This window comes from Lysinibacillus sp. GW821-FHT14F06 (assembly GCF_058803665.1).
In genome coordinates this window covers 13,542-37,456 of record NZ_JBXAPF010000024.1, presented here as the reverse complement: position 1 = coordinate 37,456, position 23,915 = coordinate 13,542, and the positions used below count along the sequence as shown (strand labels likewise).

Annotated in this window: 22 protein-coding genes; 5 read left to right on the top strand and 17 right to left on the bottom strand. The window is 33.7% G+C overall.

Features of this window, described 5'->3' with window-relative positions; translation table 11 throughout:
• Positions 1-52: 52 nt before the first annotated feature.
• From AC1RNS_RS18715 to AC1RNS_RS18685, 7 genes are all read right to left on the bottom strand, one after another.
• Positions 53-1,660 carry a helix-turn-helix domain-containing protein gene (locus AC1RNS_RS18715; protein WP_492994849.1) on the bottom strand — a complete coding sequence of 536 codons (1,608 nt, stop codon included), beginning with the start codon at positions 1,658-1,660 and terminating at the stop codon, positions 53-55.
• Between the two features lie 102 nt (positions 1,661-1,762).
• The gene (locus AC1RNS_RS18710) at positions 1,763-2,728 is read right to left on the bottom strand and encodes an ABC transporter substrate-binding protein (protein ID WP_492994847.1); all 966 of its coding nucleotides are present in this window, start codon (positions 2,726-2,728) and stop codon (positions 1,763-1,765) included.
• A 626-nt stretch (positions 2,729-3,354) separates the two neighbouring features.
• Complete coding sequence (locus AC1RNS_RS18705; protein WP_492994846.1) at positions 3,355-3,846, bottom strand: YfbM family protein; 492 nt, start codon at positions 3,844-3,846, stop codon at positions 3,355-3,357.
• Positions 3,847-4,146: 300 nt separating this feature from the next.
• Positions 4,147-4,566 (bottom strand): pyrimidine dimer DNA glycosylase/endonuclease V, encoded by a 420-nt coding sequence (locus AC1RNS_RS18700; RefSeq protein WP_492994845.1) that lies wholly within the window; start codon positions 4,564-4,566, stop codon positions 4,147-4,149.
• Positions 4,567-4,841: 275 nt separating this feature from the next.
• Positions 4,842-6,371: a multicopper oxidase family protein gene (locus AC1RNS_RS18695; protein ID WP_492994844.1), complete on the bottom strand. Its 1,530-nt coding sequence runs from the start codon at positions 6,369-6,371 to the stop codon at positions 4,842-4,844.
• A 111-nt stretch (positions 6,372-6,482) separates the two neighbouring features.
• On the bottom strand, positions 6,483-7,046 hold the full coding sequence (locus tag AC1RNS_RS18690) for a TVP38/TMEM64 family protein (protein ID WP_492994842.1): 564 nt from the start codon (positions 7,044-7,046) through the stop codon (positions 6,483-6,485).
• A gap of 135 nt (positions 7,047-7,181) precedes the next feature.
• The gene (locus AC1RNS_RS18685) at positions 7,182-10,265 is read right to left on the bottom strand and encodes an ATP-binding protein (RefSeq protein WP_492994841.1); all 3,084 of its coding nucleotides are present in this window, start codon (positions 10,263-10,265) and stop codon (positions 7,182-7,184) included.
• Positions 10,266-10,679: 414 nt separating this feature from the next.
• On the opposite strand from AC1RNS_RS18685, the gene AC1RNS_RS18680 reads away from it, so the two are divergent.
• Entirely contained in the window at positions 10,680-11,483 is an 804-nt protein-coding gene (locus AC1RNS_RS18680) for a hypothetical protein (RefSeq protein ID WP_492994839.1), read from the top strand.
• Positions 11,480-11,881, top strand: a complete 402-nt coding sequence (locus AC1RNS_RS18675; protein ID WP_492994837.1) for a hypothetical protein — start codon at positions 11,480-11,482, stop codon at positions 11,879-11,881. The genes AC1RNS_RS18680 and AC1RNS_RS18675 overlap by 4 nt, the downstream gene beginning before the upstream one ends.
• 236 nt (positions 11,882-12,117) lie before the next feature.
• Here AC1RNS_RS18675 and AC1RNS_RS18670 read toward each other — a convergent pair whose 3' ends face one another.
• The 5 genes from AC1RNS_RS18670 to AC1RNS_RS18650 all read right to left on the bottom strand — a co-directional run bounded on the left by AC1RNS_RS18670 (position 12,118) and on the right by AC1RNS_RS18650 (position 16,621).
• Complete coding sequence (locus AC1RNS_RS18670) at positions 12,118-13,782, bottom strand: AraC family transcriptional regulator (RefSeq protein ID WP_492994835.1); 1,665 nt, start codon at positions 13,780-13,782, stop codon at positions 12,118-12,120.
• A 152-nt stretch (positions 13,783-13,934) separates the two neighbouring features.
• Complete coding sequence (locus AC1RNS_RS18665; RefSeq protein ID WP_492994834.1) at positions 13,935-14,876, bottom strand: ABC transporter substrate-binding protein; 942 nt, start codon at positions 14,874-14,876, stop codon at positions 13,935-13,937.
• A gap of 257 nt (positions 14,877-15,133) precedes the next feature.
• Positions 15,134-15,493: a DUF1304 domain-containing protein gene (locus tag AC1RNS_RS18660; protein ID WP_492994832.1), complete on the bottom strand. Its 360-nt coding sequence runs from the start codon at positions 15,491-15,493 to the stop codon at positions 15,134-15,136.
• A gap of 68 nt (positions 15,494-15,561) precedes the next feature.
• A complete protein-coding gene (locus tag AC1RNS_RS18655; RefSeq protein ID WP_492994830.1) occupies positions 15,562-16,188 on the bottom strand; it encodes a nitroreductase family protein in 627 nt (208 codons plus the stop codon).
• 28 nt (positions 16,189-16,216) lie between these two features.
• The gene (locus AC1RNS_RS18650; protein ID WP_492994886.1) at positions 16,217-16,621 is read right to left on the bottom strand and encodes an Ohr family peroxiredoxin; all 405 of its coding nucleotides are present in this window, start codon (positions 16,619-16,621) and stop codon (positions 16,217-16,219) included.
• 150 nt (positions 16,622-16,771) lie between these two features.
• On the opposite strand from AC1RNS_RS18650, the gene AC1RNS_RS18645 reads away from it, so the two are divergent.
• The gene (locus AC1RNS_RS18645) at positions 16,772-17,209 is read left to right on the top strand and encodes a MarR family winged helix-turn-helix transcriptional regulator (protein WP_492994828.1); all 438 of its coding nucleotides are present in this window, start codon (positions 16,772-16,774) and stop codon (positions 17,207-17,209) included.
• Between the two features lie 249 nt (positions 17,210-17,458).
• On the opposite strand, the gene AC1RNS_RS18640 is transcribed toward AC1RNS_RS18645, so the two are convergent.
• The gene (locus AC1RNS_RS18640; protein WP_492994827.1) at positions 17,459-18,043 is read right to left on the bottom strand and encodes a hypothetical protein; all 585 of its coding nucleotides are present in this window, start codon (positions 18,041-18,043) and stop codon (positions 17,459-17,461) included.
• A 341-nt stretch (positions 18,044-18,384) separates the two neighbouring features.
• On the opposite strand from AC1RNS_RS18640, the gene AC1RNS_RS18635 reads away from it, so the two are divergent.
• Both AC1RNS_RS18635 and AC1RNS_RS18630 read left to right on the top strand, forming a co-directional pair.
• Positions 18,385-18,894, top strand: a complete 510-nt coding sequence (locus AC1RNS_RS18635) for a YwhD family protein (RefSeq protein WP_492994826.1) — start codon at positions 18,385-18,387, stop codon at positions 18,892-18,894.
• An 11-nt stretch (positions 18,895-18,905) separates the two neighbouring features.
• Positions 18,906-19,142, top strand: coding sequence for a DUF362 domain-containing protein (locus tag AC1RNS_RS18630; protein ID WP_492994825.1), 237 nt, complete (start codon positions 18,906-18,908; stop codon positions 19,140-19,142).
• A 459-nt stretch (positions 19,143-19,601) separates the two neighbouring features.
• On the opposite strand, the gene AC1RNS_RS18625 is transcribed toward AC1RNS_RS18630, so the two are convergent.
• The 4 genes from AC1RNS_RS18625 to AC1RNS_RS18610 all read right to left on the bottom strand — a co-directional run bounded on the left by AC1RNS_RS18625 (position 19,602) and on the right by AC1RNS_RS18610 (position 23,824).
• Positions 19,602-20,654, bottom strand: coding sequence for a Cfr family 23S rRNA (adenine(2503)-C(8))-methyltransferase (locus AC1RNS_RS18625; protein ID WP_492994884.1), 1,053 nt, complete (start codon positions 20,652-20,654; stop codon positions 19,602-19,604).
• Positions 20,655-21,052: 398 nt separating this feature from the next.
• Positions 21,053-22,006 carry an alpha/beta fold hydrolase gene (locus AC1RNS_RS18620; RefSeq protein ID WP_492994882.1) on the bottom strand — a complete coding sequence of 318 codons (954 nt, stop codon included), beginning with the start codon at positions 22,004-22,006 and terminating at the stop codon, positions 21,053-21,055.
• Between the two features lie 432 nt (positions 22,007-22,438).
• On the bottom strand, positions 22,439-22,888 hold the full coding sequence (locus AC1RNS_RS18615) for a GNAT family N-acetyltransferase (RefSeq protein WP_492994823.1): 450 nt from the start codon (positions 22,886-22,888) through the stop codon (positions 22,439-22,441).
• A gap of 426 nt (positions 22,889-23,314) precedes the next feature.
• Entirely contained in the window at positions 23,315-23,824 is a 510-nt protein-coding gene (locus AC1RNS_RS18610) for a YfiT family bacillithiol transferase (protein ID WP_492994822.1), read from the bottom strand.
• Positions 23,825-23,915 lie beyond the last annotated feature (91 nt).

The window sequence follows — 23,915 nt, the reverse complement described above, 5'->3', positions numbered from 1 at the left end:
TGATATTGCCCTTTGCTTAATCAAAAATTCTAGGAGACCTTTCTCATTCCATTTACATTAGTAAAGTGCGCTGAATCGTCATCAGTTGATCATCTAAAGAATATGGGTCCTCAAATGCAAAACGATAAGGATTACAAAAAGAAACATTCCCTTTTTGTACAGTATTTAATCCTTTCCAAGCTTCATTTTCAGTCAGCATCGAGATCTTACCATAGGCAGATAAAAAGATATAATCACCGACATATTCTGGTAGATTAGAAATAGGAATTTCCGCACTTAAAGACAACTCATTCATTTCTTTACGCTGTTTAGCAGGTGACTGAAGTTGTAAGGCTTGATACAAGCTATAACTACCATAGCCAGCATATGGGCCTAGGACATACAACTTATTAGCAAGGAACAATAAGTTTGTAACGGATAAGCTTGTCCCTAACTGGCTAATAATTTGTGACCGTATACGTTCAATGCGATATTCATATTTTTCAATCCATTGCTCTGCTTGCTTCACTTTTCCAACCGCTTCACCAATTAAACGCAACTTTGTAAGTGGTGGTGTGTGACGATATGGAATTACAACTGTTGGCGCTATTGACTTAAGCGTTTTATAATGAGCTTCATTTTGCGTAATAATTAAATCTGGTTGTAGTTGCATAATTCGACTTGAACTTGTAGAAAAATCATTTCCTAAATCTACTGTTTGATGTAAATGTGATGATGTTGACTGTAATGGAGCGATAAAATCTTGTTTCAACATACCTGTTCTGGCACCAATCGGAGTAATACCTAAACATAATAAGTGCCCCATATATTGGTCTGCCACTATTCGCTGTGGCATTACTGGAAGTTTGATAGCCTTAACTGCACCTTTTTGAAGCTTTGTATATTGTCGGGGAGATTTTCCAACTACTTGTTTAAAACGGCGACTAAAATAATATTCATCTTGATAGCCAACTGCTTTTGCGATGGAAGCGAGTGTTTCATTTTTGACTAATAGCTTTTTTGCCTCTTCAATTCTAATATTTGTTATATATTGAGTAACACAGTGACTTGTAATTTTTTGAAATACATGGGTAAATTGTCGCCTACTCATCCCAGCTTTTATCGCAAGCTGCTCTACTGTAAGCTCTTCATGATAAAAGGCTTCTATGTAAGCTATTATTTGTTCCACGGCTTGGACACTATTATGTTCTTGATTCGTTTGTTTCATTTGTTCTGTAAGAATAAGCATCATCCATTCTTGAAAATAAAGATGATTTGTACACTGCTGGAAAACATCCTTACTCCACGCATGACGATACATTTGTTCCAAGCCTCTTGTGAGCGAGCGAATCGGTATTTTCACTTTAGTGGGCATATGCTCTTTACTAGTAAGGTGAAAGAAAGGATCCGACACCCCTTTTTCATTCAGCTGAAAAACTTGATAATTTATAAAATAATACGTACAATTTTCTACATGAACAACTTGGGTAGTTGGCGTAAATACAACTACTTCACCTGCTGTTATTGTCAATTTTTGATTTTGAAATTCACTGACTAAACTTCCCTGAACGACAGCTATAAGGCCAAAATTCTTCATTGGCAATTGCTTTACTTTTTCATTCTCTAGCCGCTCCAAAGATAACAAATGAAAAGCTATACTGCTTGGAATAATCTTTTGCATAGATCTTCCTCCTTTTTTCCATAACCCTGCTTTGAAAAAATGACTAAAACCGTACTTCGCAGCTAGGCAAAGAACGGTTAAAAGTCTATACTTACTATGTTATTATTTTTCTATTGGCATTAATAAATCTTGAATAATTTTTAACTGCGCCTCCATTGAATAAGGGTCATCCATGGCAAAAATAGGTGACTCATAAAAATAAACTTGATTGTTTGCTATAGCAGGTATAGTTTTCCAAAAACTACTTTCCATTAATTCTTTTCCTTTAGCTTCATCGATGACCGTAATAAATGCATGGTCGCCCATATATTCTGGAACCATTTCAAGTGAAAGCTCTGCACTGTTAATCGCCTGTCCACGCAGTTCTTCAGCTTGGGGTGTTGGCTGTAGTTTTAGGTAGTCGTAAATCATACTTCCACCATATGCCCCTTTAGGTCCAAAAGCATAGACATTTTTATCGAAAACCGCCATCACAGAAACAGTCTCCCCTTCTTTTATTTTTCCAGATTGAAGAATCTGCTCTTGCACTTTAGCAACATCTCGTTCAAACTGGTCAATCCACTGTTGGGCTTGCTCTGTTTTATCAAACAGCTCAGCAAGTTTCAGAAACTTATCCATTGGGGACGAATAATTTGGTGAAGCATATGCAATATGAACTGTCGGAGCTATTTTACTATAAGATTCTACATTGTCTGGAAGTGAACTAATAATGAGATCTGGATTTATAGAAGTAAGTGCTTCTAAATTAAGAGGAAATCCTCCTAAGCTTTCAATACCATCAAGTGTTCCTTCCTCTAAGTTTGCTAGGTCAATCCACGTCTCTGTTAACATATTATCACGTACACCCATTGGCTTTATTCCTAACTTCAATAATTGTCCCATATACTGATCAGAAGCAACCCGCTCAGGATTAACTGGCACTTCTGTTTCACCTGACTCATGTTTAAACGTTTTTGTTTCCGGATTTTGTGTTGCTGATTGTTTAGCTTCATTACTAGAACAAGCTGCAAATAAGAGGAATATTGCAATAAAACTTGTCACTAGCGTGATATACTTTATCTTTTTCATTTTTTTCTCCTTTAAATTTTATCAATAATAATAATCATTCTCAATTATAAAATGTGCATAACTAGCTATCAATGGATTATTGGGCAAGTTTTTTGGAGTTTTAAACACTTGAGATAATTTCATAAATTTAATTCCTTTAGTTTCAACGGTCTATAACAATTAAAAACAGGCACCTTCCCAAAATGGTCGCAAACAAACTAAACCATACTAAATGTAATGTAAGGAATGCCCTATGTCTATTTCAATTTATGAGTTTAAGGATAAATTCAATTGTCATAAATAAATGTTTAAGGAAGGGATGGATGAATGAATAACAGAATTGATTTTTTAAATTTATCTAACTTGAAAAGCTGAAAAAGATATTCAATATGAAACTTTAATAGATGTGAAATTTCACCAAACAAGAAGTGATTTTATGTAAAACGCAGTATTGGAATAGATAGCAAACGTCCGTTTTCGAGGTAAAAGCGAATAAATGAAGGATTTACAGGTCAATGACAAAGTTCAATAGATTCGTATATAGTTACAAATTCAGGTAAACGAAATACTAAGTTAATTCTCTATTAGGCAAAAGTCTGGCAGGTGCTACGTTATTCGTGTGCCAGACTTTGTAGTATGCATAGGTATTATGAAATACAGAATACTAGTCCTTTGCCTTCAGATATGGTTTCAGCAAAGAACTTGCGAATGTCCATAAAATAACTGTATAGATAGTCAAAAAACTGTTCTGCTTCTCCATCTTTCTCTTCACCGTCGCCGTAGAGAGGATAGATGTTCTCCTCAAGCATCTTATTATAGTTGTATTTAGCTAGAAGCTCATCTTGTGTCATCGCTTCAATGGCTTGATAGGCTTCACAAATTTGTCGGTGAGTTAAATAAAAGGCACCAATATCTCCAAATTCCAAATAGTTAGCCTGATCCATTGGAACGACATAACCAAGAGGTGGCTCGCCATCACAAATATCTTCGCAGAGTAAGTAATAAAGCGCCTGCCATGATTTATCAATATCAAGATTTTCCCTGTTATAGGGGTCCATGTCCTCTAGCATTTTAGTTCCGCTCGCAAGCTGCTGGATTTCTTCTTCTGGCAAAGCAATGTAGTAACCGATCATTCCCATTTGTCAACACCTCCTCATACTCGCTATTACTTTATTTATTCATAATATAATGTGAATATCGGAAGTTTTTAAGTATTTTTTATATAAACTCAATTAATCTTGCAAAATTAGGGTTATAAAAATACAAATACTCTAATTTGATTTTTAAGGTTTTGGCCAAATTTGAGATTATCAGGACACATTATAACAAACTACAAGTATTAGATAATCTTACAGTGGTTTCTTTAGCACATGCTCAAGCACTGTTGTTCATAAATGCTTAAAAACAACACACTACTAGTATAACTTGTGAAGAGAAATCTAGTTAAAACCATCGATACTGTTCTGAAGTATGTCTTTTACGTACCTATATAAATTATTATACATCTCTTCTTCAAAATCTTTCTGACCCCGTATAAATTTTTCCTTCAGATTGTAATAACAAATTTGAAGATATTCAGTGTCATGATGATTTTTAAAAGGTTTAACATGCTTAACTGACTCTAAATTTCCGAAGTATTTATTCATTTTTTCAAATGATCTAATTTGATAACCACGATTTTTCATTTCTTCAATTACTTTTTCTGTATAAATATACAAATCGTTTTTAGAATACTCATATATATAATTAATTAATATATGTTTATCCTCTTTGGCAAATATACTATTTAATTCTCTCCACTGTGAAAGTAGTTGTCCTTTTGGTAGATACTTTAATAAATCCACATGCCATAATCTCATTTTTTATTGCTCCTTTTAATACGGTTCTATTATTACATAGAATTAAGCCCAGGCTTAAAATAAATGTAAACCTGAGCCTTCAGTGAATGAATAATAAAAATACAATCAGGAATCCTGAATGATGGTAAAACATCATTATTTATAGACTTTTTCATTAAAAAATCCACTAAATATAACAATTTCTGAAACCCGAATACCAACTGTAGAGGCTAAAACAATCAAAGTAAGTACAGGGGTCACTCCATTTATTTGTGGCTTCTAAAACAATTCTATAGTTAATTTACTTCAACTTGCCCCATCATTCCATTTTCTTCATGTTCAAGAACATGACAGTGGAACATGTAAATTCCTTTATCATTAAACTTTACTGCTAATTTAACTGTTTGACCAGCTTCGATTGAAACTGTGTCCTTCCAGCCCTTTAGGTTTGCAGGAGGTTCTTTTCCATCCATTGAAACTATTTTAAATTGCGTACCATGGATGTGGAAAGGATGTATCATGCCACCCATCATATCTGGTTTATTGTGTAATTCCCATATTTCAGTATCACCTTGTCTTTGAGTGAAATCAATACGGTTCATATCAAATTTTTTATCATTTATTGTTACCATTTTTCCCATTCCGAAAAGTTCAAGTTTTTTCGTTACTGGTAAGTTTCTCTCAGCATCTGTAACCATATAATCATTTAAATTTTTTGGGATTTCACTTACATTCTTCTTTTGTTCATCAACTGTAAATGGTAATAAAATTCTATCTTCTTTATTTACTAAAGCGATTTTACTTTTAGAATCAAATTTTGAAAAGTCAACAATAATTTCTGCTCTCTCACCTGGTGTTAATGAAATTTCATTCATAGAAATTGGTTTATTTAAAAAACCACCATCAGTCGCTATTTGTTGGAACTTATCTCCCGTATTTAATTTAAATGTATAATTCCGTGCATTCGATCCGTTCAATAAACGAAGTCTCACTTTTTCTTTACCTACTGTAAGTTTTGGATTTAGTGTACCATTTATTAACAATGCGTCTCCAATTGTACCATCTTCACTAAGCACTGATTGGTAGTCAAATTGTTTTTTTTCAGTAAATTGTCTATCTTGAAATATTAAAGGAAAATCATTTTCTCCGTATTCTTTTGGTAATTCAAGTTTTTTGGAATGCTCATCTTCAATATAGATTAAACCAGCTAAACCCTTGTACACCTGTTCAGCTGTTGCACCCTCTGGATGTGGATGAAACCATAATGTTGCTGCTTCCTGACTTACTGTAAATTTCACATCTTTTAATGCACCTGGTTCAAGTATTTGATGTGGACCTCCATCGCCTTCGCCTGGAATCTCTACGCCATGCCAATGGAATGTTGTTTGTTCGGATAAATCATTTTTAGTTCTAAATGTTACAGTTTCTCCTTCTTTCAAATGGATAATTGGTCCTAAGAAAGATCCATTATATCCATATGTTTCAGTTTCAATGCCTTTAAAGATTTCCGTCGTTCCTTGCTGTGCAGTAATATGAACGATTCCATCCTTGGGTTCTATGAATGGAGGCAGCGCTATTTCATTTTCCCCAGTGGAATTATTTAATGATAATGGATTTGTATGATTCGCATGGCCGTTTTCCATATCTTCCATTTCCTCCTGAGTCATGTTGGAATGATCCATCCCCTCCATGTTCGACATTTCTTTATGACCCATATTGGAATGATCCATGGTATTGCCTTCATTAGCTCCTGAATTACCTGCACTGCATCCTCCAATGATAACCGTTCCAAGTAGTAATGAAGTAATCAAAATTTTAGAATTCATTATGTTTCCCCCTTTATTTTCATTACAATGGAACTGTAACAAAAAAATATGGAGAATCTGTGGATATTAAAATAAACATTCATCTTATGATAAACCTCAATTGAAAGAATACTAAGTATTTCTATTTGCTGTCTCTTTTCTTCTAACTCTCCCAATCCACATCAATATAAGAACGAAGACTGCTAAAATGACAATTTTCCATTTTAGATTGACTTGCATAAAACCAAAGACTGCACCAGCTTCTATAATAAGTGAAGGTATTTTCCCTAAAGTACTAGCCATTGCAAATAAAGTAAGGGAGACTTTTGAATAAGCACTTCCTAGTGTTATAGCACCAGATGGCATAAAAGGGAGAATTCTCAAACTTAAAATAATCCAAAAAGCCTTATATCCTTCAAGATACTTTAGCTTCAACATTATTGGGTGTTGGAAATCCTTTAATCTCCATTTTTTCAGACCCTTTCTATATAAAATAAAGCTAATTAATGCACCTAATCCCTCACCAATAATTGAAACAATTAACCCATGATAAAGCCCAAAAAACGTAAGGTTAGCTGCTGTAATAAAAACACTCGGTAATACGCCTATAATACTAATAAGAATATTAACAAATAAGCTAATAAATATTGCAAAAAGACCTGTATATTCAAATATGTGAAGGGTAGTTTCTTTCATAATCCATCCCATTCTTTAATTTTAGAATCCAGCCCTACCACTATCAGTACACTCTGCTCGATAGACTTGTCAGGCTAAGTAGAGAGATTTTTACTCTAATGACCATGAAGACCTTTTATTTATCAAACAAACCTATCAATCATCAATTGATTGCTGTAAAAGATCTGGTAACTGTTTAGGAATGCAAAATGAAACGATTGTGCCTTTATCTAGTTGGCTTTCAATCTGAATACCTCCTCCGAAAATTCGTTTAAGACGATGGTTTGTATTGGATATGCCGATACCGTGTTCATGCTTGTTTGTCCTTAAAAGAATTGTCTCAACTTGACTATCTGTCATACCAACCCCATTATCCTCTATAGAAACAACATGATAGTTCTCGTAGTTTTTTACTGAAATGACAACGATTCCACCTTCTGTTTTTTTGAGAATGCCATGATTTAGCGCATTTTCTACGATTGTTTGAATTGAAAGAGGTGGTATGAGAATCCCCTTAAGCTCATCTAAATCCCAAGAAACTTCAAGTCGATCGCCAAATCTTTCACTTTCGATAAATAGGTAGGAATGTACAAGGTCAAGTTCTTCTTCTATGGGAATTAAGTTTTTTATGTTGTCTGTACTAAAACTTTTTTGTAAATAATTACCGAATTCAATCAATAAATCTGTCATTCTGGAAGGATTTAATTCACCTAAAGAAGAGATTGTATTTAACGTGTTAAAAAGAAAATGTGGCTTTATTTGAGCTTGTAAATATGCCGCTTCTAAACGTAATTGCTCTTTAATTGCTTGATTTTGTGCAAGCAGCGATTGAACACGTGCTTTTAGTTCAAGGGCATTTGTAGGCTTTGAAACATAATCGTTTGCCCCTGCAAGAAATCCTGTGTAAACATCTATTGGTTGGGTTCTAGCAGTCAGCAGCAAGACGGGAAGCTCTACAATTGTAAAACGCTTGCGAATTTCCTTACATAATTCATAGCCTGACATTTTTGGCATCATAACATCGGAAATGATAATATCCCAATTCCCAATTTCAATCATTTTCAGCGCTTCTACTCCACTTGTGACCGTGTGAATATTATATAGTCCTCCCAAAATACTACTAATAACCTTTAAGTTAATCGGATCGTCATCAACAATAAGTATGTTACTGCTTAGCATTACCCTTTGCTCATCATCAGTTAATTGTTTCTCTGTGGTATCAAGAGAATTTTTAGTTAATGAATCCACATCTGTTGCTGAAACTTCCTTTTCTATAGATACATTTGTATTGATTGCTAGTGGTAACGTGAAAGACAAGGTTGTCCCCTTGTCTTCTACTGATCGTACTGTAATTGTGCCCCCATGGAGTTCAATTAACTGTTTGGCTATATTTAAACCAAGTCCGATTCCCGTTGTAGTAGTCTTTTCAAAACGCTCATAACGAAGGAAAATGCGTTCGATTTCATTCTCACTCATCCCTATGCCAGTATCACTGATAAATATCGTTGCTACCCTATCATCATGAATGGCATTAATCGTAATACTTCCCTCATGCGTGAATTTGACAGCATTATGAAGTAAATTAAAAACAATTTGAACAAGCCTGCTCTCATCCGCATAAACTGGGGGGAATAATGCTGAAATCTCTGAGATAATCTCCACCTTTTTTGTATTTTTTATAAATTGAATCATATCAATAACCCCAGATGTAACACTATATATATTTAATGTTTTTTGATTTAGCTGAATCTGTCCTTCTTCTAATTGATTGATATCTAATAAATCATTCAAAGTAAATGCCATTCGATTGCCAATTTGTAATAGCAACTCCAGATTTTCTTTACTTTTTTTTGTTAATTGCGATGATTCACTTTCAAGAAGCGTTTGTGTAATGTTTAGTATACCGTGTAATGGATTACGAAGTTCGTGGGAAGTATTCGCAAGAAATATATCTTTCTGAACATCCAACCTTACTAGTTTTTCATACTGTTCATTATTTAATCGAATCACATTTATATGTCGTCTAATCAGTAGAAGAGCAATAACAATTATAGAAATGAAATAATCAAATGGATAATAGGGTATATTCACTACAAGAATTTTAATGGCAGTTCCCCAAATACCATTTGATATGAAGCAAATTAAATAAAAGAGTATAAAAATCCCATCAATATTTCCTTTTACAATAGCTGAAATAGTAGGCACGATAAGCTGAGTGGCAATAAAAATTCCGTAAATAATTACAATCAATTTCATAGGTGTGTAGTGCAAAGCTGATGTTGTCAATAGCGTCAGAGATATGGGGATGAATAATACATATAATACATTTGATACTGAAGACTTAATTTTATAGAGTTCATTAATAAATTTTAATGTTAAGAGCAGTAGTCCGATTAATAGTACTATCAGTAATTTAATGTAGAGTGCATTCTTTATAGGGAGATCTAACAGAACATTATCGTCTATTAAAATAATAAATCCATTAAGAATGAGTAAAAAACTAAAATAGAATAATTCCTTTTCATATTGCCCTCTTCCAAGGGAGAAAATGGACAGCGCATAGAAACCGTGTAGAAAAAAAATTACACTAACTAGCAATTGCAATGATTCTGAAAAGGTAGCTCCTTTAGTAATTGCAGATTGGAGCCCAAAATGAACCGAATCTTTTAAACCTCCCGAATTAAAACTATCATAATTGGATACTTGAATAATTAAGTCAATTTCTTTTGCTTTAGAGGAAAATATAGCCGTCATGGGTCCCTGTTTTTTAATTTTCTCTATTGGGGATTTGTTAGCAAGGTTTTCACTATTCACCAATTTTCCGTTCACATAAATACTTGCAAACGACCCGAATCCTTCTAATTTAATTCCATAAATAGTTTCTTCCTGATTGGGAAGCAAAATTTTAAGCCTGTAGGAGCCATAACCTATTGCTGATCCCTCTAACGACTCCATTTTCTCTCTCCAATTCCCAGGAACTTGTATATACTGTTGTTCGTTATTCACACCAGAATCGTCAATAATAAACTTTGAAGGATAAAATAGCCATTCACCATTTAAAAAAATAACTTTATCTTCCTTTAACGTAACATGACGTAAATCAACAATTCCTTTTTCTGCCGTTTGATTCGTAGGAGCATTAAAATAAAGAAACCATCCAAAGCGCAATGATAATAAGCTAACAATAAAACTTATAATTATCAGTAATTTTTTTGATTTCGTAAATTTATGTGCTATCAAAATTATTTACCTATTTTTTTACCTTTCAATAAATTTCGTTATAATTGCTTTAAGCCCTAGCTCTTTTAGTGCGAGGTTTTCTAATGTATAATTTTTACTACCCTTACTATATTCCTTCACTTACTCCAATTTAACTATTTTTTAACTTCTTGTCACTAACAACTTTCTGTACTGCCCTATACTACCAGTAAATATTGTTTCTATACTTTCATTACGAGCATACTATAATCAGAACGCAATACAATTCGAACATTTTCAACATAAAAAGAAGACTGGATTCTATATCTTAGAATAACAGTCTTCTAATTATTACTTACCTTATAATTTTCAAAGCTGGACGGATAACTTTTCGTGCGTTAAATGATGATGACACTATATAATAGAAGAAACTCATACTAAAAGGGACGTGATGACATGAAAATAATTCATATTCCTATTGATGCTGAACGTATTATTAGTACTTCTAGTAAAGGCGATCAATCGAAATGGCGTATTGGCAACAAGTGGGTCAAACAAAATGCACGCGGATATGAAGGACAAGCAGAAGTACTCGCTTCACTCGTGCTTGAATGCTCAACACTTGATCACTCAAACTATGTCGTCTATCAGCCATGTACTATTCAGTTAACTAACGATGAGCAATTTGATGGCTGCTATTCACCAGACTTTCGTGGTACAAAACAGGAAGTGACACTTGAGCGTCTGTTTGAAGCAAATTTCAGCTCGACTGACCCGATTACAAATAACAACACACTTTCTACTACAGAAAAATTCGAGCAATTAATGGGGCAGGTCGAGCAGTTTACAGGTCTTGATGTACGCCAACAGATTGCCCAGCTCTTCGCTTTCGATGCCCTCATTTTAAATGAAGACCGGCATACGAATAACATTTTATTTTTATATGATCCAAAAGAAAAAACGTGGGAGCTAGCACCTATTTTCGATAACGGACTTAGCCTGTTATCTGATGAAAATGACTATCCTCCTAGCAAACCATTAACGATTTTAAAGCGAAAAGTGAAGGCAAAACCACTGAATTCATCTTTTGCAAGGCAACTTGCCCTATACAAGGGACCACCATTTATCGATAAAGATAAGTTAATGGCTGCAATCGAACAATCACTGTATGATTTTGGCCGTTCAAAGGACGTATTACTTTCACAGTTGCGTGATCCCACATTGAAACATTTATTCATGGAAGGGAGTGAAGGTAAATGATTGATTACATGTCGTTTGACGTGCTGTGGATGGATGACATTATTGCACATGTTGAGTTAAAACCGGCTAATGGTGGCACACCTTATGTCATTAACTATATTGATGATTTTAACAAACAATTTTCACCGACTATGGAGGGGCATATTTCCTTAGAAGAACTAGAACGTTGGCTAAAATGGCGAACTTTCCCCCCTACTCGGGTCAATGCCAAAGAATTACTGGCTTCACTGGAAATGCAAGCCTATAATCGTTGGGGCATCGTGCGTAAAACTCATGGTGTCATGGCAGATGACGAAATTTGGCTACGTTTTAAAGGCGAAACCCTCACACATCGGGATGTCTGCTTACGAAAAGAGCTATACTATCCTGAGGAACCAAATTTTCGAGAGTTTCAATAAGTTAAACCATTTAAATGCAATAACCACCTATCGCATCATTTGATAGGTGGTTATTGCATTTAAAATTTATTAAACTAGTGAAGTACTTTTCTACTGAGAATGGAAGAATATTTACGGATTTACAAGTTAAATCAAGAATTTGTTTGAATTTTTAAACTGCGAAAGTTGTGTTAATAATTATTAGGAAACAGAATATAAATTAAATTTGTTTGTGTATACCTTTTTTAACTCCCTGATCAATTAATAGTGCTCTTCTTTAAAATATACGGCAGCACCTCTAACAATCGTCCACGTGTAATGGGATCATCATAATTCCATATAGCATCCATATAATGAATCTTTCTAGGTGTTAACTCGGTTATAGATGCAATCTGAGGACAGTGAGCAACTGTTTGCAATTCTGAGCGAGAAGTCAAAATGAAATTGCGATCTCCAGCATAGTGATTTATTTGATGCTGCTGAATTTCTATCCATGCTTGTTCTTGCTCGATTAGGTGCATCACTTTGGGAGTGGGACGAAAGCCAAGCGATTCATATAGGGTAGCAGCCAATCCGTTCTGGCCCATAATATAAAGTTTTGCACCTAACTTGAGATAAACAGTAGCTGTCTCTCCAGCAACATAAGCATCTGCTAATTGCCTACGTACCAATCTTACTTTGTCCTCATATGTAGTAATCCACTTCTCTGCTACTTTACTACGTTCAAATAGCTTAGCGATATACCGTAACCGTTCAAATAAACTAAACTTCTTGTCCAGTACAACAGTTGGAGCAAGCGCATCTAGTTCCTGCAAATCTTGTGGATAATAGCTAAGCAATATGAATTCAGGCTGCAACTGTGCTATTTTATCCGGATCTGCCCAATACCCGATACTATGAATATTTCGCAGCTTATTGCGATAAATCACGTTATCTTTCATGTTAGAGATGGCCGCTCCTATAGGAGATATGCCTAAAACTAGTAATTCCCCAAGTGTATATTTGCCATCTGTCACAATACGTGTTGCATCTTTAGGAACAAAAACCTTTCTACCAATTGAATCTATAACTGTTCTTTGTTGGGTATGAAGATAGATATTCGTGTATTCACGCGGAGTGTTTCCAGTTAATTTATGAAAACACCGGCTGAAATAGTATTCATCCTTAAATCCAATTTGTCGAGCTATTTTGCTCAATGGCTCGGTAGAATTACACAGAAGTTCTTTTGCCTGGTTTATACGTAAATGGACCAAGTAATCAGTTGGCTTTTTGCCAGTCAATGTTTTAAACTTTTGACTATATTTCCATCTGACCATTCCAGCCATGTTAGCTAGTTGTTCTACTGTTAAGTCCTCTTCATAGTGCTGTTCCATATACTGTACAGTTTGTTGAACCAAATCTATCTTTTCTTTGTTCTGCAACGGGGAAACTTGCTCATCTACCTGAGCCATCAACCCTAGAAAAAGCTGAAGTCTACCTTGCATCAAAGCCATTTCTGATGTGGATAAAGAGGAACAAAATCGATTACTTATCCATGCTTCATTTCCTAATACTTGCTTGACTTGAGAAAATAACAGACTATACGGATAACCACAAATCAATGGTGGATGAGCGACTGGATTCAAAGTCATTCCTTCTACTTCAAAGGTTTCAAAGATAAAGCGTGCAAGCTGTGCCTCTTTGTTATCTGATTGTACAATGCAGCTTTGTACAGGTAAAACTAGAATGCAGCTTCCTTGTCGTAGATCGATTGCAATTTTGTCTACATACAGCCGTATGCCATGACTGAGTGCTATCAATAATGTGCATAAATTTGTTTCATTGTTATTTATTCCCTCAACATGACTACTCTCTGGCATTATCTGGTCAACTTGAAACCTATCATAGTGTTGTAGCCTAATATACAGGGGTGCTAGATTCATAAGCAACTCTCCAACTATCGAAAATGATTCTCATTATCATTATTTTAACATATAATGACCTGCTTTCCACTATAGTTCAGCTTTAATAGTTCGAGTATGTGTTATTTTAGAAAACTAGCGGTTTAAAGATCTGAATGGGCAGATACAATTTCTTACTGTTTGTGCATCCATTGTGGCAGCTTTTCAAACAATTGCTCCAAAGCTAACAAATTATCTGTATTCCATTCATTAGGAACAACATAAACATTTCCCTTTTTGACTGCAGGCAAAGTTCCCCATATCGGGCTTTGTAGCAGTCGGTCAGCTTCTGCTTCACTTTCATCATCCTCTTGTACAATTACAAACAAATGATCACCAGCAAACTCTGGAAGCACCTCTTCGGAAACTTCAAGGAAAGATACCCCTTCTACATCAATAATATTCTTCTGTACAGCTGGTGGAACGGCAAAACCGTTTTCTCCATATATAATGGCACCAAAATTACGATCGCCCATAACATAAAGTATTTTACCTAACTGGTAGAATACTGTTGCGGTCTCCCCTTCTGCTAATTGAAGCTTATCAAACATTTCTTTAGACTGTGTTTCAAACTTAGCAATTATTTTATCTACTTCTTCCTGTTTACCTAAGATATTCCCCATCTCTTTTACACGTTCTGTATAAGGGAGAGCTGGGTTAAAGGGAATAGTAGTTGCGATTTTTGACAATTCTTCGTTAAGATTTGGATCCGACTTGTAATAACCATTAATAATCAGATCAGGTTTTAAAGTCAGAATCGTCTCTAAGCTAGCAGGATTTCCAATATCAACGATCCCTTCAAGTTTATCTCCATAGTAACTAGCAGGATCTTGAGGAAGATTATTACCAACAAGGGGAATATCCATCGCCAAGAAATCACCAGTCGTCTGACCAATATAAACCACTCGTTTTGGATCTGCAGGTATTTTAACCTGTTCACCTGTAATCGTTGTATATTGAACTGTTGTCTCACTTTCCTCTACTTGCACATCAGATTGAGCTGTTTTCTCGGTTTCCTTTTCCTGCGCATCAGATGCGTTGCCATTAGAATTGCATGCAGATAATATCAACAACAACAGGAGGAAACTCCCTCCCCATAGTATAAATTGCTTTCGTAGAAGCTTCTTCACATTTATTACCTCTTTCCTTTTCACCTTTAATTGAAAATGATTATCATTTACAGCATTATTATAGTTGGTATAAAAAGCGGAAACAATGGAAAAAACGCAACGATTTATTTGGATAAATGTCAATAGTCATTCAAGAGCAGAAATATTCGGTCAATTATTTTGTTTTGTTGATTAATAATTCGGTCTTAAAAACTCATTACCTATTAGAAAAACAAAGTTATGATTGCTAAAATTGCTGGACCACCTTGTTTTAATATAATCGACTTTGAACTAGTTAAGCTTCCATAAATTGCGACAATTATAACAAAGATTAAAAAAATGGCGACAATTTCATTTCTTTGATGAGAGAAAAATAAACCATACAATAAGGCGGTGGCAATAAATCCATTATAAACGCCTTGATTTTTGAACAGAACTTGGACATTATGATTCTCTAATGTATTCTCAGACATATTAAATGTTTTTGCTGTTCTTTTTGATGTAGTTACAAACGCTTCTAAATACATAATATAAAGATGTTCAACTGCTACGACTAAGCTTAAAATAAAAGTTAATGAAGACATCTTAATCACTCCTAAAAAAGTTTAAAAAAGCAATGTCCGCAAATGTATTTGGGACATTGCCTAAAAATTTATTTATTGAATCTTACAATGCGATCAATGGGAAGACGAGAAGAACCATAAGCTGGGGCTGCTGCTTCACCAATTGCTAATAACAATATAGGAATTTCATTTGCAGGTAATTCCATGTACTCAGCAAACTTAGTTTTATCAAACCCACCCATCGGAACTGTATCATACCCCATTTCTTTTGCCAATAACATGATTTGCATAGACACTAAGCCAGCATCAAAATGTACTATGTTTTCTAATGTTTTTGATGAAGCAGAACCATACATTGCTAATGCGTCTTGTGCTAGCTTATTGGCAATTTCTTCTGGCATATAGCCTAGCTCCACATTTTTTGCATAGATCTCCTCAGCATTTACATACATTTCAATATCTCCAATGACAGCAATAATGGCAGAGGCTGTTTCTATTTGCTCTTGATTGAATGAAAAGAAATTAATATTCTTTTGAATTTCCTTATCATCAATGACGATAAATCGCCATGGTTGCATATTACTCGAAGAAGGAGCTGAAGTAGCATCTTGTAGTAGCTGTCCTATTGTTTCACGAGATATTTTAGTTTTAGCGTTGTATTTACGAACCGATTTACGCTCCTGCATAATCTGTTTTACTGGTGTAGTTGATGACATGTAATCTCCCTCTTTTTCGAAAAAAAATTTAAACTGCTTTAATTGTTACATTAATATTTCCCATTGTTGCTTTTGAATATGGACAAACAGTATGCGTTAACTCTAATAATTCCTGTGCTTCTTCCAAGGCTAATCCTTCAATATGTCCTTCGATAACAACAGCAAGCACATAATCAAAAGCAGCTTGTTCCATTAATTTAACTGTTGCTTTAATCGTTGATGAATTTTTAAGTTTTTTCTGGCGTTTAATTAAATCTAATGCACTATTAAAGCAGGCACTATAACCAGCAGCAAATAATTGTTCTGGGTTTGTAACATTGTCTAATTTTGAGCCAGGTGGTGCAATTTTTAAAGATAGCGATTGATCCTCTGCATATGATGTGCCACTACGCCCACCATTATTAATCATCGTAGTTGAATATAATTCTTTCATCATCGAAAACCTCTAATCTATTTTAGTATTTTAAATTGCAAACAATCTAATTTTTACAAATTGAATTGTACACAATTTAATTGCGTTTGACAAGTAGAAACTTTATTTTTAATATAAATGGTAGTAGAAGAACTTTAAGAGGGGATTTTTATGCCTAATCATTTAGATAATCAACTGTGCTTTCTTTTGTATGCTACATCAAAAGAAATCATTCGACATTACACAATATTATTGAAGCCCTATGATCTAACTTATACAGGTTATATCACCTTACTAGCTTTAGAAGAAAACGAACAAATAACTGTGAAAGAGTTGGGACAACGTTTATTTTTAGATTCAGGTACATTAACACCGTTACTAAAAAAGTTAGAGGCAAAGGGTTACATTTGCCGTGAGCGTTCCAGGAATGACGAACGACAAATGCAAATTTATTTAACACAGGAAGGAAGTAATGTTCGTCGTAAGCTCCCTGAAGTGTCTCGTCAAGTAATGAGGCAATCAAATATCTCAGAGCAGCAATTTATACAACTGAAAAATGTTCTTCAGGATATCATATACAACGATTGGAAAATAAAAGATGAAAATTAGGGCATAGCTTTGCAATTAAAAACTCCCCTTAGAAAAAAGACTATAGCATCTGTCTTTAAAGGGGAGCATAACCTTCTTGTAAACACATCATTCTTGGAAATACATTCGTAGCTATAGTTAAGTAACAGTTCTATTTGGAAATTTTCAAACTCGCATTAACCAGTTAGAGAAATTTCCTTCGTGCATTGACTGCTACCCAGTTGTGCTTTTCCCCGCTTCCTAAAATCCCTAAAATATGTATACCCAAATTTAAAATAAGTCATAACCATTAATTAAAAAATTGATTTTTATTTTTGTAATACATAGTTGAATCCTTTTTTCCTTTTCCTCTTCTGAGTATTTTTTAGGTGTTTTCATACAAATTCCTAAATCGATCCATGTAACTTTCTTATTTTCTTTATCCCAAAAGATATGTTCAAGTTTAAAATCATAGTCATATCTATTTACATCCATCATAGCTCTTTTTGCTTTAACCAAATGACCAAGAATTATTTTTAATTCTGTAAGACAAATACCCTTTTTTAAAATCTCTGGTAAGGGCCTTCCCTTTGCTTTTTCTATAAATAAAAAATCTCTGGTCTTATATGCGAAAATCGTTGGAAAATAAGGGCTATCATTTAGATCTAATAATGCATGAATATCATTGTCGCCTTTTCCTTTAGATAACAATTTTTTTAAAATAATATCTTTCCCATTAAGATCAAATATAATAGAACGTTTTATATTGTTTTGTATTATTTTAATACTTTCACCCAATATCCTTTCATTTCCATATGAATAAATAATATTTTGACTTTCCTTCGGTAGTCCATGAAAATACTTTGTAACTTGCACTTTTATTTCTCCTTTCGTCTATAACAAAATTCGACAAAAGGAATTATTATCCTTCAATAACTTATATCTGCTTCTCATAACACTATCTATACTATGATTAGCGTTTTTCAAAATTAAAGTTCAAATTACTTTATTATAGTAACCTTACCATTCCAAAAAATTTCAGACGTAAGCCTGAAGACAAGAAATGAAAATAAGTTGTATATTTTATTTATAATAATTAATTAAAAAGTATTAGAGGATTCAGAGTATAGGTTTATTCAAAACAAATAAAATGCTGGGAGCTTACAATTTCAATCTTATATTAATCTAGAAATACAAATTGTCTGAAGGTGATTTCTATGAAAAAAAAAATGCATTTTACTATTTTAAGTAACGATTCAACTGATGGAGATGGAGGTTATGGAGTAGGTACCCTTGATTTAAATAATGTAACACCTATTATTATAGATTGTGAAAACAACCACGTATTTATTGACTTAGAAGCCTTACATGGGCGAAGTATAATTGAAAAAAAAGTTCGCTTTTCCCCTGATTTAGCTCATGCTAGTGACAATTATAATCGTTATTGGATTGTTTGGGTAGCTATTCAAATTGCTCAAAATGGACCTTTTTATGCGGGATGTACAGCAAGTGAAGTACGCGTATCAAAAGAAGAACGCCGAATTAAACTTGGCTATAAATCATTGCCAGAACAAGTAAATTATTTAGACAAGGCACTTAAAGGGAAATTTATCTTGAATCATGTAGATATAAATTCGAAACAACTACTTTATCAGTTTTTATCTGGATTTAATGAAGAGTACTGGAAACAGTCACCTGAAGAATTAAGACAACAACTATCTAGATAGGAGGATTTATAATGGCTTTTGTAATTACAGAATTATGTAGGGATGAAAAAGCAGCTGTCTGTTTGGATGTTTGTCCTGTAAATTGCATTGTTATGACAGATACCCAATATGTAATTAATCCTGATATTTGCATTGATTGCGGTGCTTGTGAATTAGTTTGTCCAGTAGAGGCTATTTATTTTGAGGACGATTTGCCTACTGAATATAATTCGGCAACCCTATTAGCACTTAATCATTTTCGAAACTAAAACGGGATTTGATAATGGTTATGTTTAACTGTCAAATGTTTTTGAAGGGTTTATTACATTAAAACATGATACATAAGCATTTTAAAACTTGGAACATTAATAAATAAAAAAGTAACGGATTTGGAAACTGCCTATCGTCCAAATCCGTTTTATTTGAATAAATTATCAATTATTTTGTGTAGTCAATATTGAACTATGTCGTGGATAACTCAAATGCAATGCACACGACTAACATCCCCTTCTCAAAGATGTGCAGCAAAGGAAATACCTTCTTTAGGCATTCAGAATTTTGTAATCACAAACTAGTTGATTTGAAGTATGCTTTAGAACTATAGAAAAATAAATAATAAACAGACATGATGTTGTAATAATGGAAAGTCCCACATATCCCTTTAGTGTGAGAGAGGCAATCTCTTAGGATACTTCCCACGTTCTAAACATTACTTTCACTTTTATTTATTAATTATTGTTTTTTTGATAGTTTCCATATAACTGCCCGCAAGCAGCATCTATATCAATACCAAATTGACTTCTAATGGTAACGTTAATTCCTGCTGACTTTAATTCTTTATAGAAGTTTAGAACATGATTCTCATTTACTTCTTCAAACCTCATAGGTGAACTAACAGTTGGGTTAAACCTAATGATGTTTACATGGAATAGGTTCCCTCTCTTATATCTACCTCTTAAAAGTTTTACTACTTCTTTTGCATGATCAATAGAATCATTTACTCCTGGTAATATAATATAAGCAATGTAAACTTTTCTTGAGGTCATACGTATATGCTCATCTAATGTATCCATTACATCCAATAATGGGTAGCGTTCATTAATTGGCATTAGCTTGCTCCGCTGTTCATTATAAGGAGAATGTAATGAAAACGTTAGATTGATCTGCGGATAATTTTGGGTCATTTTTTCAATACCCGGAATAATGCCTATAGTCGATATCGATATTCTACGAGGACTTAAGGCAAACAACTCAGAATTTGTCAGTACATTTAAAGCATCATAAACTTGTACATTAGCTAATGCTTCTCCCATTCCCATAAAAGAAATACTATCAATTGAATGTCCCTTTAAGTGAAAATACAAAATTTGGTCAGTAATTTCATCTGATGTTAAGTTGCGTTTTAAACCTATATCTCCAGTTGCACAAAATTTACAACCAAAATTACAACCGCACTGCGAGGATATACAAAATGACTCCCAACCAGCTTTATATTTCATATTTACCGTTTCTATTTTTTCGTCTCCTGCAATTCCAAATAAGATTTTTGAAACTTGCTCAGAATGTTGTTCCTTTAAAGGAGTAACATCTAAAATAGACTCTCCAAATTCTTTAACTAATTTCTCTCTCAACGATTTAGGAAGCACATTCATTTCATTGAACTTATCTATTCTTTCTTTAAAAATGGCATTCAATATTTGTTTCATTCTAAAATTAGGGTAATTATGTTCCTTTAAGAAATCGTTTAATCTTATATACTTATTGCTTTGTTTTAATTGCATCATGCTCATCCTTCCTTATGACTCTCTAGTTTTATAGGAGTAAATAGAAAGGAGTTGTCTATCCCTTAAGTTAAAAATAAACACAAAAAAGGCACCAATAGAATTATCGGTGCCAAACTTCATACAAAAAATATGCTCAAATACATAAGGACACTAAGTCATTACTTTGTAATTTACTTGGCATAGAGGCAAAGCTCCGATAACTATTTTTATATGGTTGTATAGCATAAAAAAGGACAGACTACTCCCTTTGTCCGCTAAACCATTTCCAAGTTTTACATTTTTACCAAAAAGAATTCTAAAAACAGTTAACAATGCTTGCACCTCCCCAGTCAAATTTATTATCGAGTAATTTAACATAATATTGAGTATATGTAAAGTGCTTCTTATAAAATGTATTATTTTATTTCATCCATATACGCCCTGAAATTTTCTACAATTTCTTTTGCTTTGGTACGATATAAATAATGATCTCCTTCAAATGTCATCACTTTCCCATGTTCAGAATCTTTTATTTGTTTTTGATGCTCTGGTATCCATCTGTCAGTTACTGGGTGATTCTCTTGTATAAAGAATATAACGGGAAGATTTTTTGGGAATGATAAATTTTCAGCTGCTCTAAAATTTTCATACATAATTTCAGCTTCATTTAACTGGCTAGGATTATACATGTTTTTGTGCTTAAGAATTCTCATTTGTTCTTTTGTTTTATCATCATAGGGAAGTACCGCGTATGGGTCATCACCTAGCTTCACCTGCAATCTTGCTAAACCCGATTTTTTAAGTAGTTTTATAGTTCTTATTATGGAAGAATCAATTTTTTTCTCACTTATCGTTGGAACACTGCTATCTAGCCCGACAAATGCACTCACTTCGTTTGGATATTTGTTCACATAATCTAGTCCATAAAGACCTGAAATGGAATGGCCCATTAGAATATACCGTTCAATATGAAGACGTTGTAAAGCTTCATGTATTTCACTGACAATATTCGCTGTGCTTCGTTCCTTTTCAGTTAGATCACTTAATCCATAACCAAAAGGCTCAATTACAACAACTTTGTAAAATGGAGATAATTCATCTACTAGTGGTTTAAAATCAAGTGCTGGTGCTGCTGTTCCATAACCAGGTAAAAGCACGATGGTTTCTTCGCCTTCTCCTTGAATGAAGACATTCATATCCTTCCCGTCTACAGTTACAGGCTGACCATAAATATCTATTTTTCCTTGCTCGAATTTGTTACAGACAATATTAACAATAAAAACAATGGCCAGAAAAAGTACTGTTGCAATAGCTATAACTCCTATTGCTTTAAGCATAAAGATGAGTGGTTTACCCATCCTCATTTTCATTACCTCTTCTTTTAGTTTCACTCTCATCTTCTCCTTTTTCTATCTATTTATTAGACATCATATATGAGCATTAAGGATAGCTTATTGGACGAAGATATATTCTCTATGACGATAATATGAACGGAATATGAACAAACAAAAAATGTTAAGGCGCCACATGCAAGAAAGTCTGCATATGACGCCTTAAGATGGGGAATATGAAAATGTTTAAATAATTCGAATGGTCAACATGAATCAAATTGGTGTTGTGATTGGCAAAGTGACAATGAAAGTCAAGCTTGCTTTCCCACACGGATGTAGCCTTGCTAAAGCGATTTATAATTACAAATCTTTAGAAATAATAAAGTTGATTTTTAGACTAGAAAATGCAATAATCATCTATCAAAATGAATGAGATAAATAGTTTAAAACTTTTGTTTATACAGTGAATATCTACATTTTCTTATACAACATTTCAATGTGCTCTATACCATCCTCCAAGTATACTTCTGACACTGACTCAAATCCTAAATCATTGTAAAATTTCAACAAATAGGCCTGTGCAGAAATTCTAATAGTTTGTTCTCCCAAACTATCTGTCACAAAGTTTATAGCATTTTGAACCAATTTCCTAGAAATGCCTTTCTTTCGATGTTCTGCTTTAGTGAGAACTCTGCCAATCGCTGCTTCTGAGTATGAAATATTTGGAGGTAAAATTCTTAAATATGCTACTATTTCAGAATTATCTTCAATAAACAGATGATAGGATACTTCATCTTTTGAATCTAAATCTTGGAATATACATTGCTGCTCGACTACAAATACTTCTGCTCTTACTTTTAATATTTCATATAATTCTTTTGTAGTTAATTGATTAAATTCTTTTACGTGCCAATTCATCATCTTGTTTGATTCTCCTTAACGAATTAAATTTAATTAATATAGCGTAATATAGAACTAAGTAGACCAAAGAACCTTATTAGTATTAGCTTAATATATACCCACTTTGTTGTATTTGCAACAATAAAATGAATTTGTCACTTTGTTCTCTTTATAGAGTCGAACTTCATGTTCAAAAAGGAGAATTTACCGGTTTCTTGGACCAAACGAAGCTACACGTTAAAAATGCTACTCAGACTCGTTTAACCATTTGAAGGGGTCTTTAAAATTTTGGGAGAGTGACATTAAAGTTGTTTAATTTAAAAGTTCAAATAAGTATAACCCCCTCCAAATTTAGGACGGGGTTAACCTGAAAATCTAACATTATTTAAAAATAGAGCCCTTTTCTTTATAAACAATCGAACCTAGGTCACTACCATAAAAATTGTATTATTGCGATAATGCGATTTGTATGTGGGCTAAGTGATGCTCTTCGTGCCAAGCTAGCTTTGCCATTTTTGTTGCAACTGTTATTTTACCGTTTGTCTGGTGAGTAAAGATTCGATCTAATTGAACTTCAGTTAAATTATTTCCTAAAAAAACGATACGCTCATTTATACCTTCTAACATTTTAATTGAGGGTTCTACAGGAAGCATTGTATCTGATTGAATCGCCCACTTTTCTTCATCAAAAGCTGGTACTATTGGATTCTCATCTGTTAAAGCTAGCTTCAAACGTTGATACATGTTTAACTGGGAATCTGCAATGTGATGAACAAGTTGACGAACTGTCCAGCCACCCTCACGATAAGTACTGCTTAATTCCTCTTCATTTAATGAGCCCACTGTTTCTCTTAATCGAGTCGTGTAAGTTTCGATTTTCTTTAGCCATTCATGTATATTTTCAAATGTTACTTTTTCAGGAACTTGTAGTTTGCCAATTGGGTATCTTACATCCATTTTTAATCCTCTTTTCCCTATTAATTATCTTGTTAGTTATTCTTTTGTTTATTCATTTCACTGATAATAATAGTTAAATAACACTTTAAAA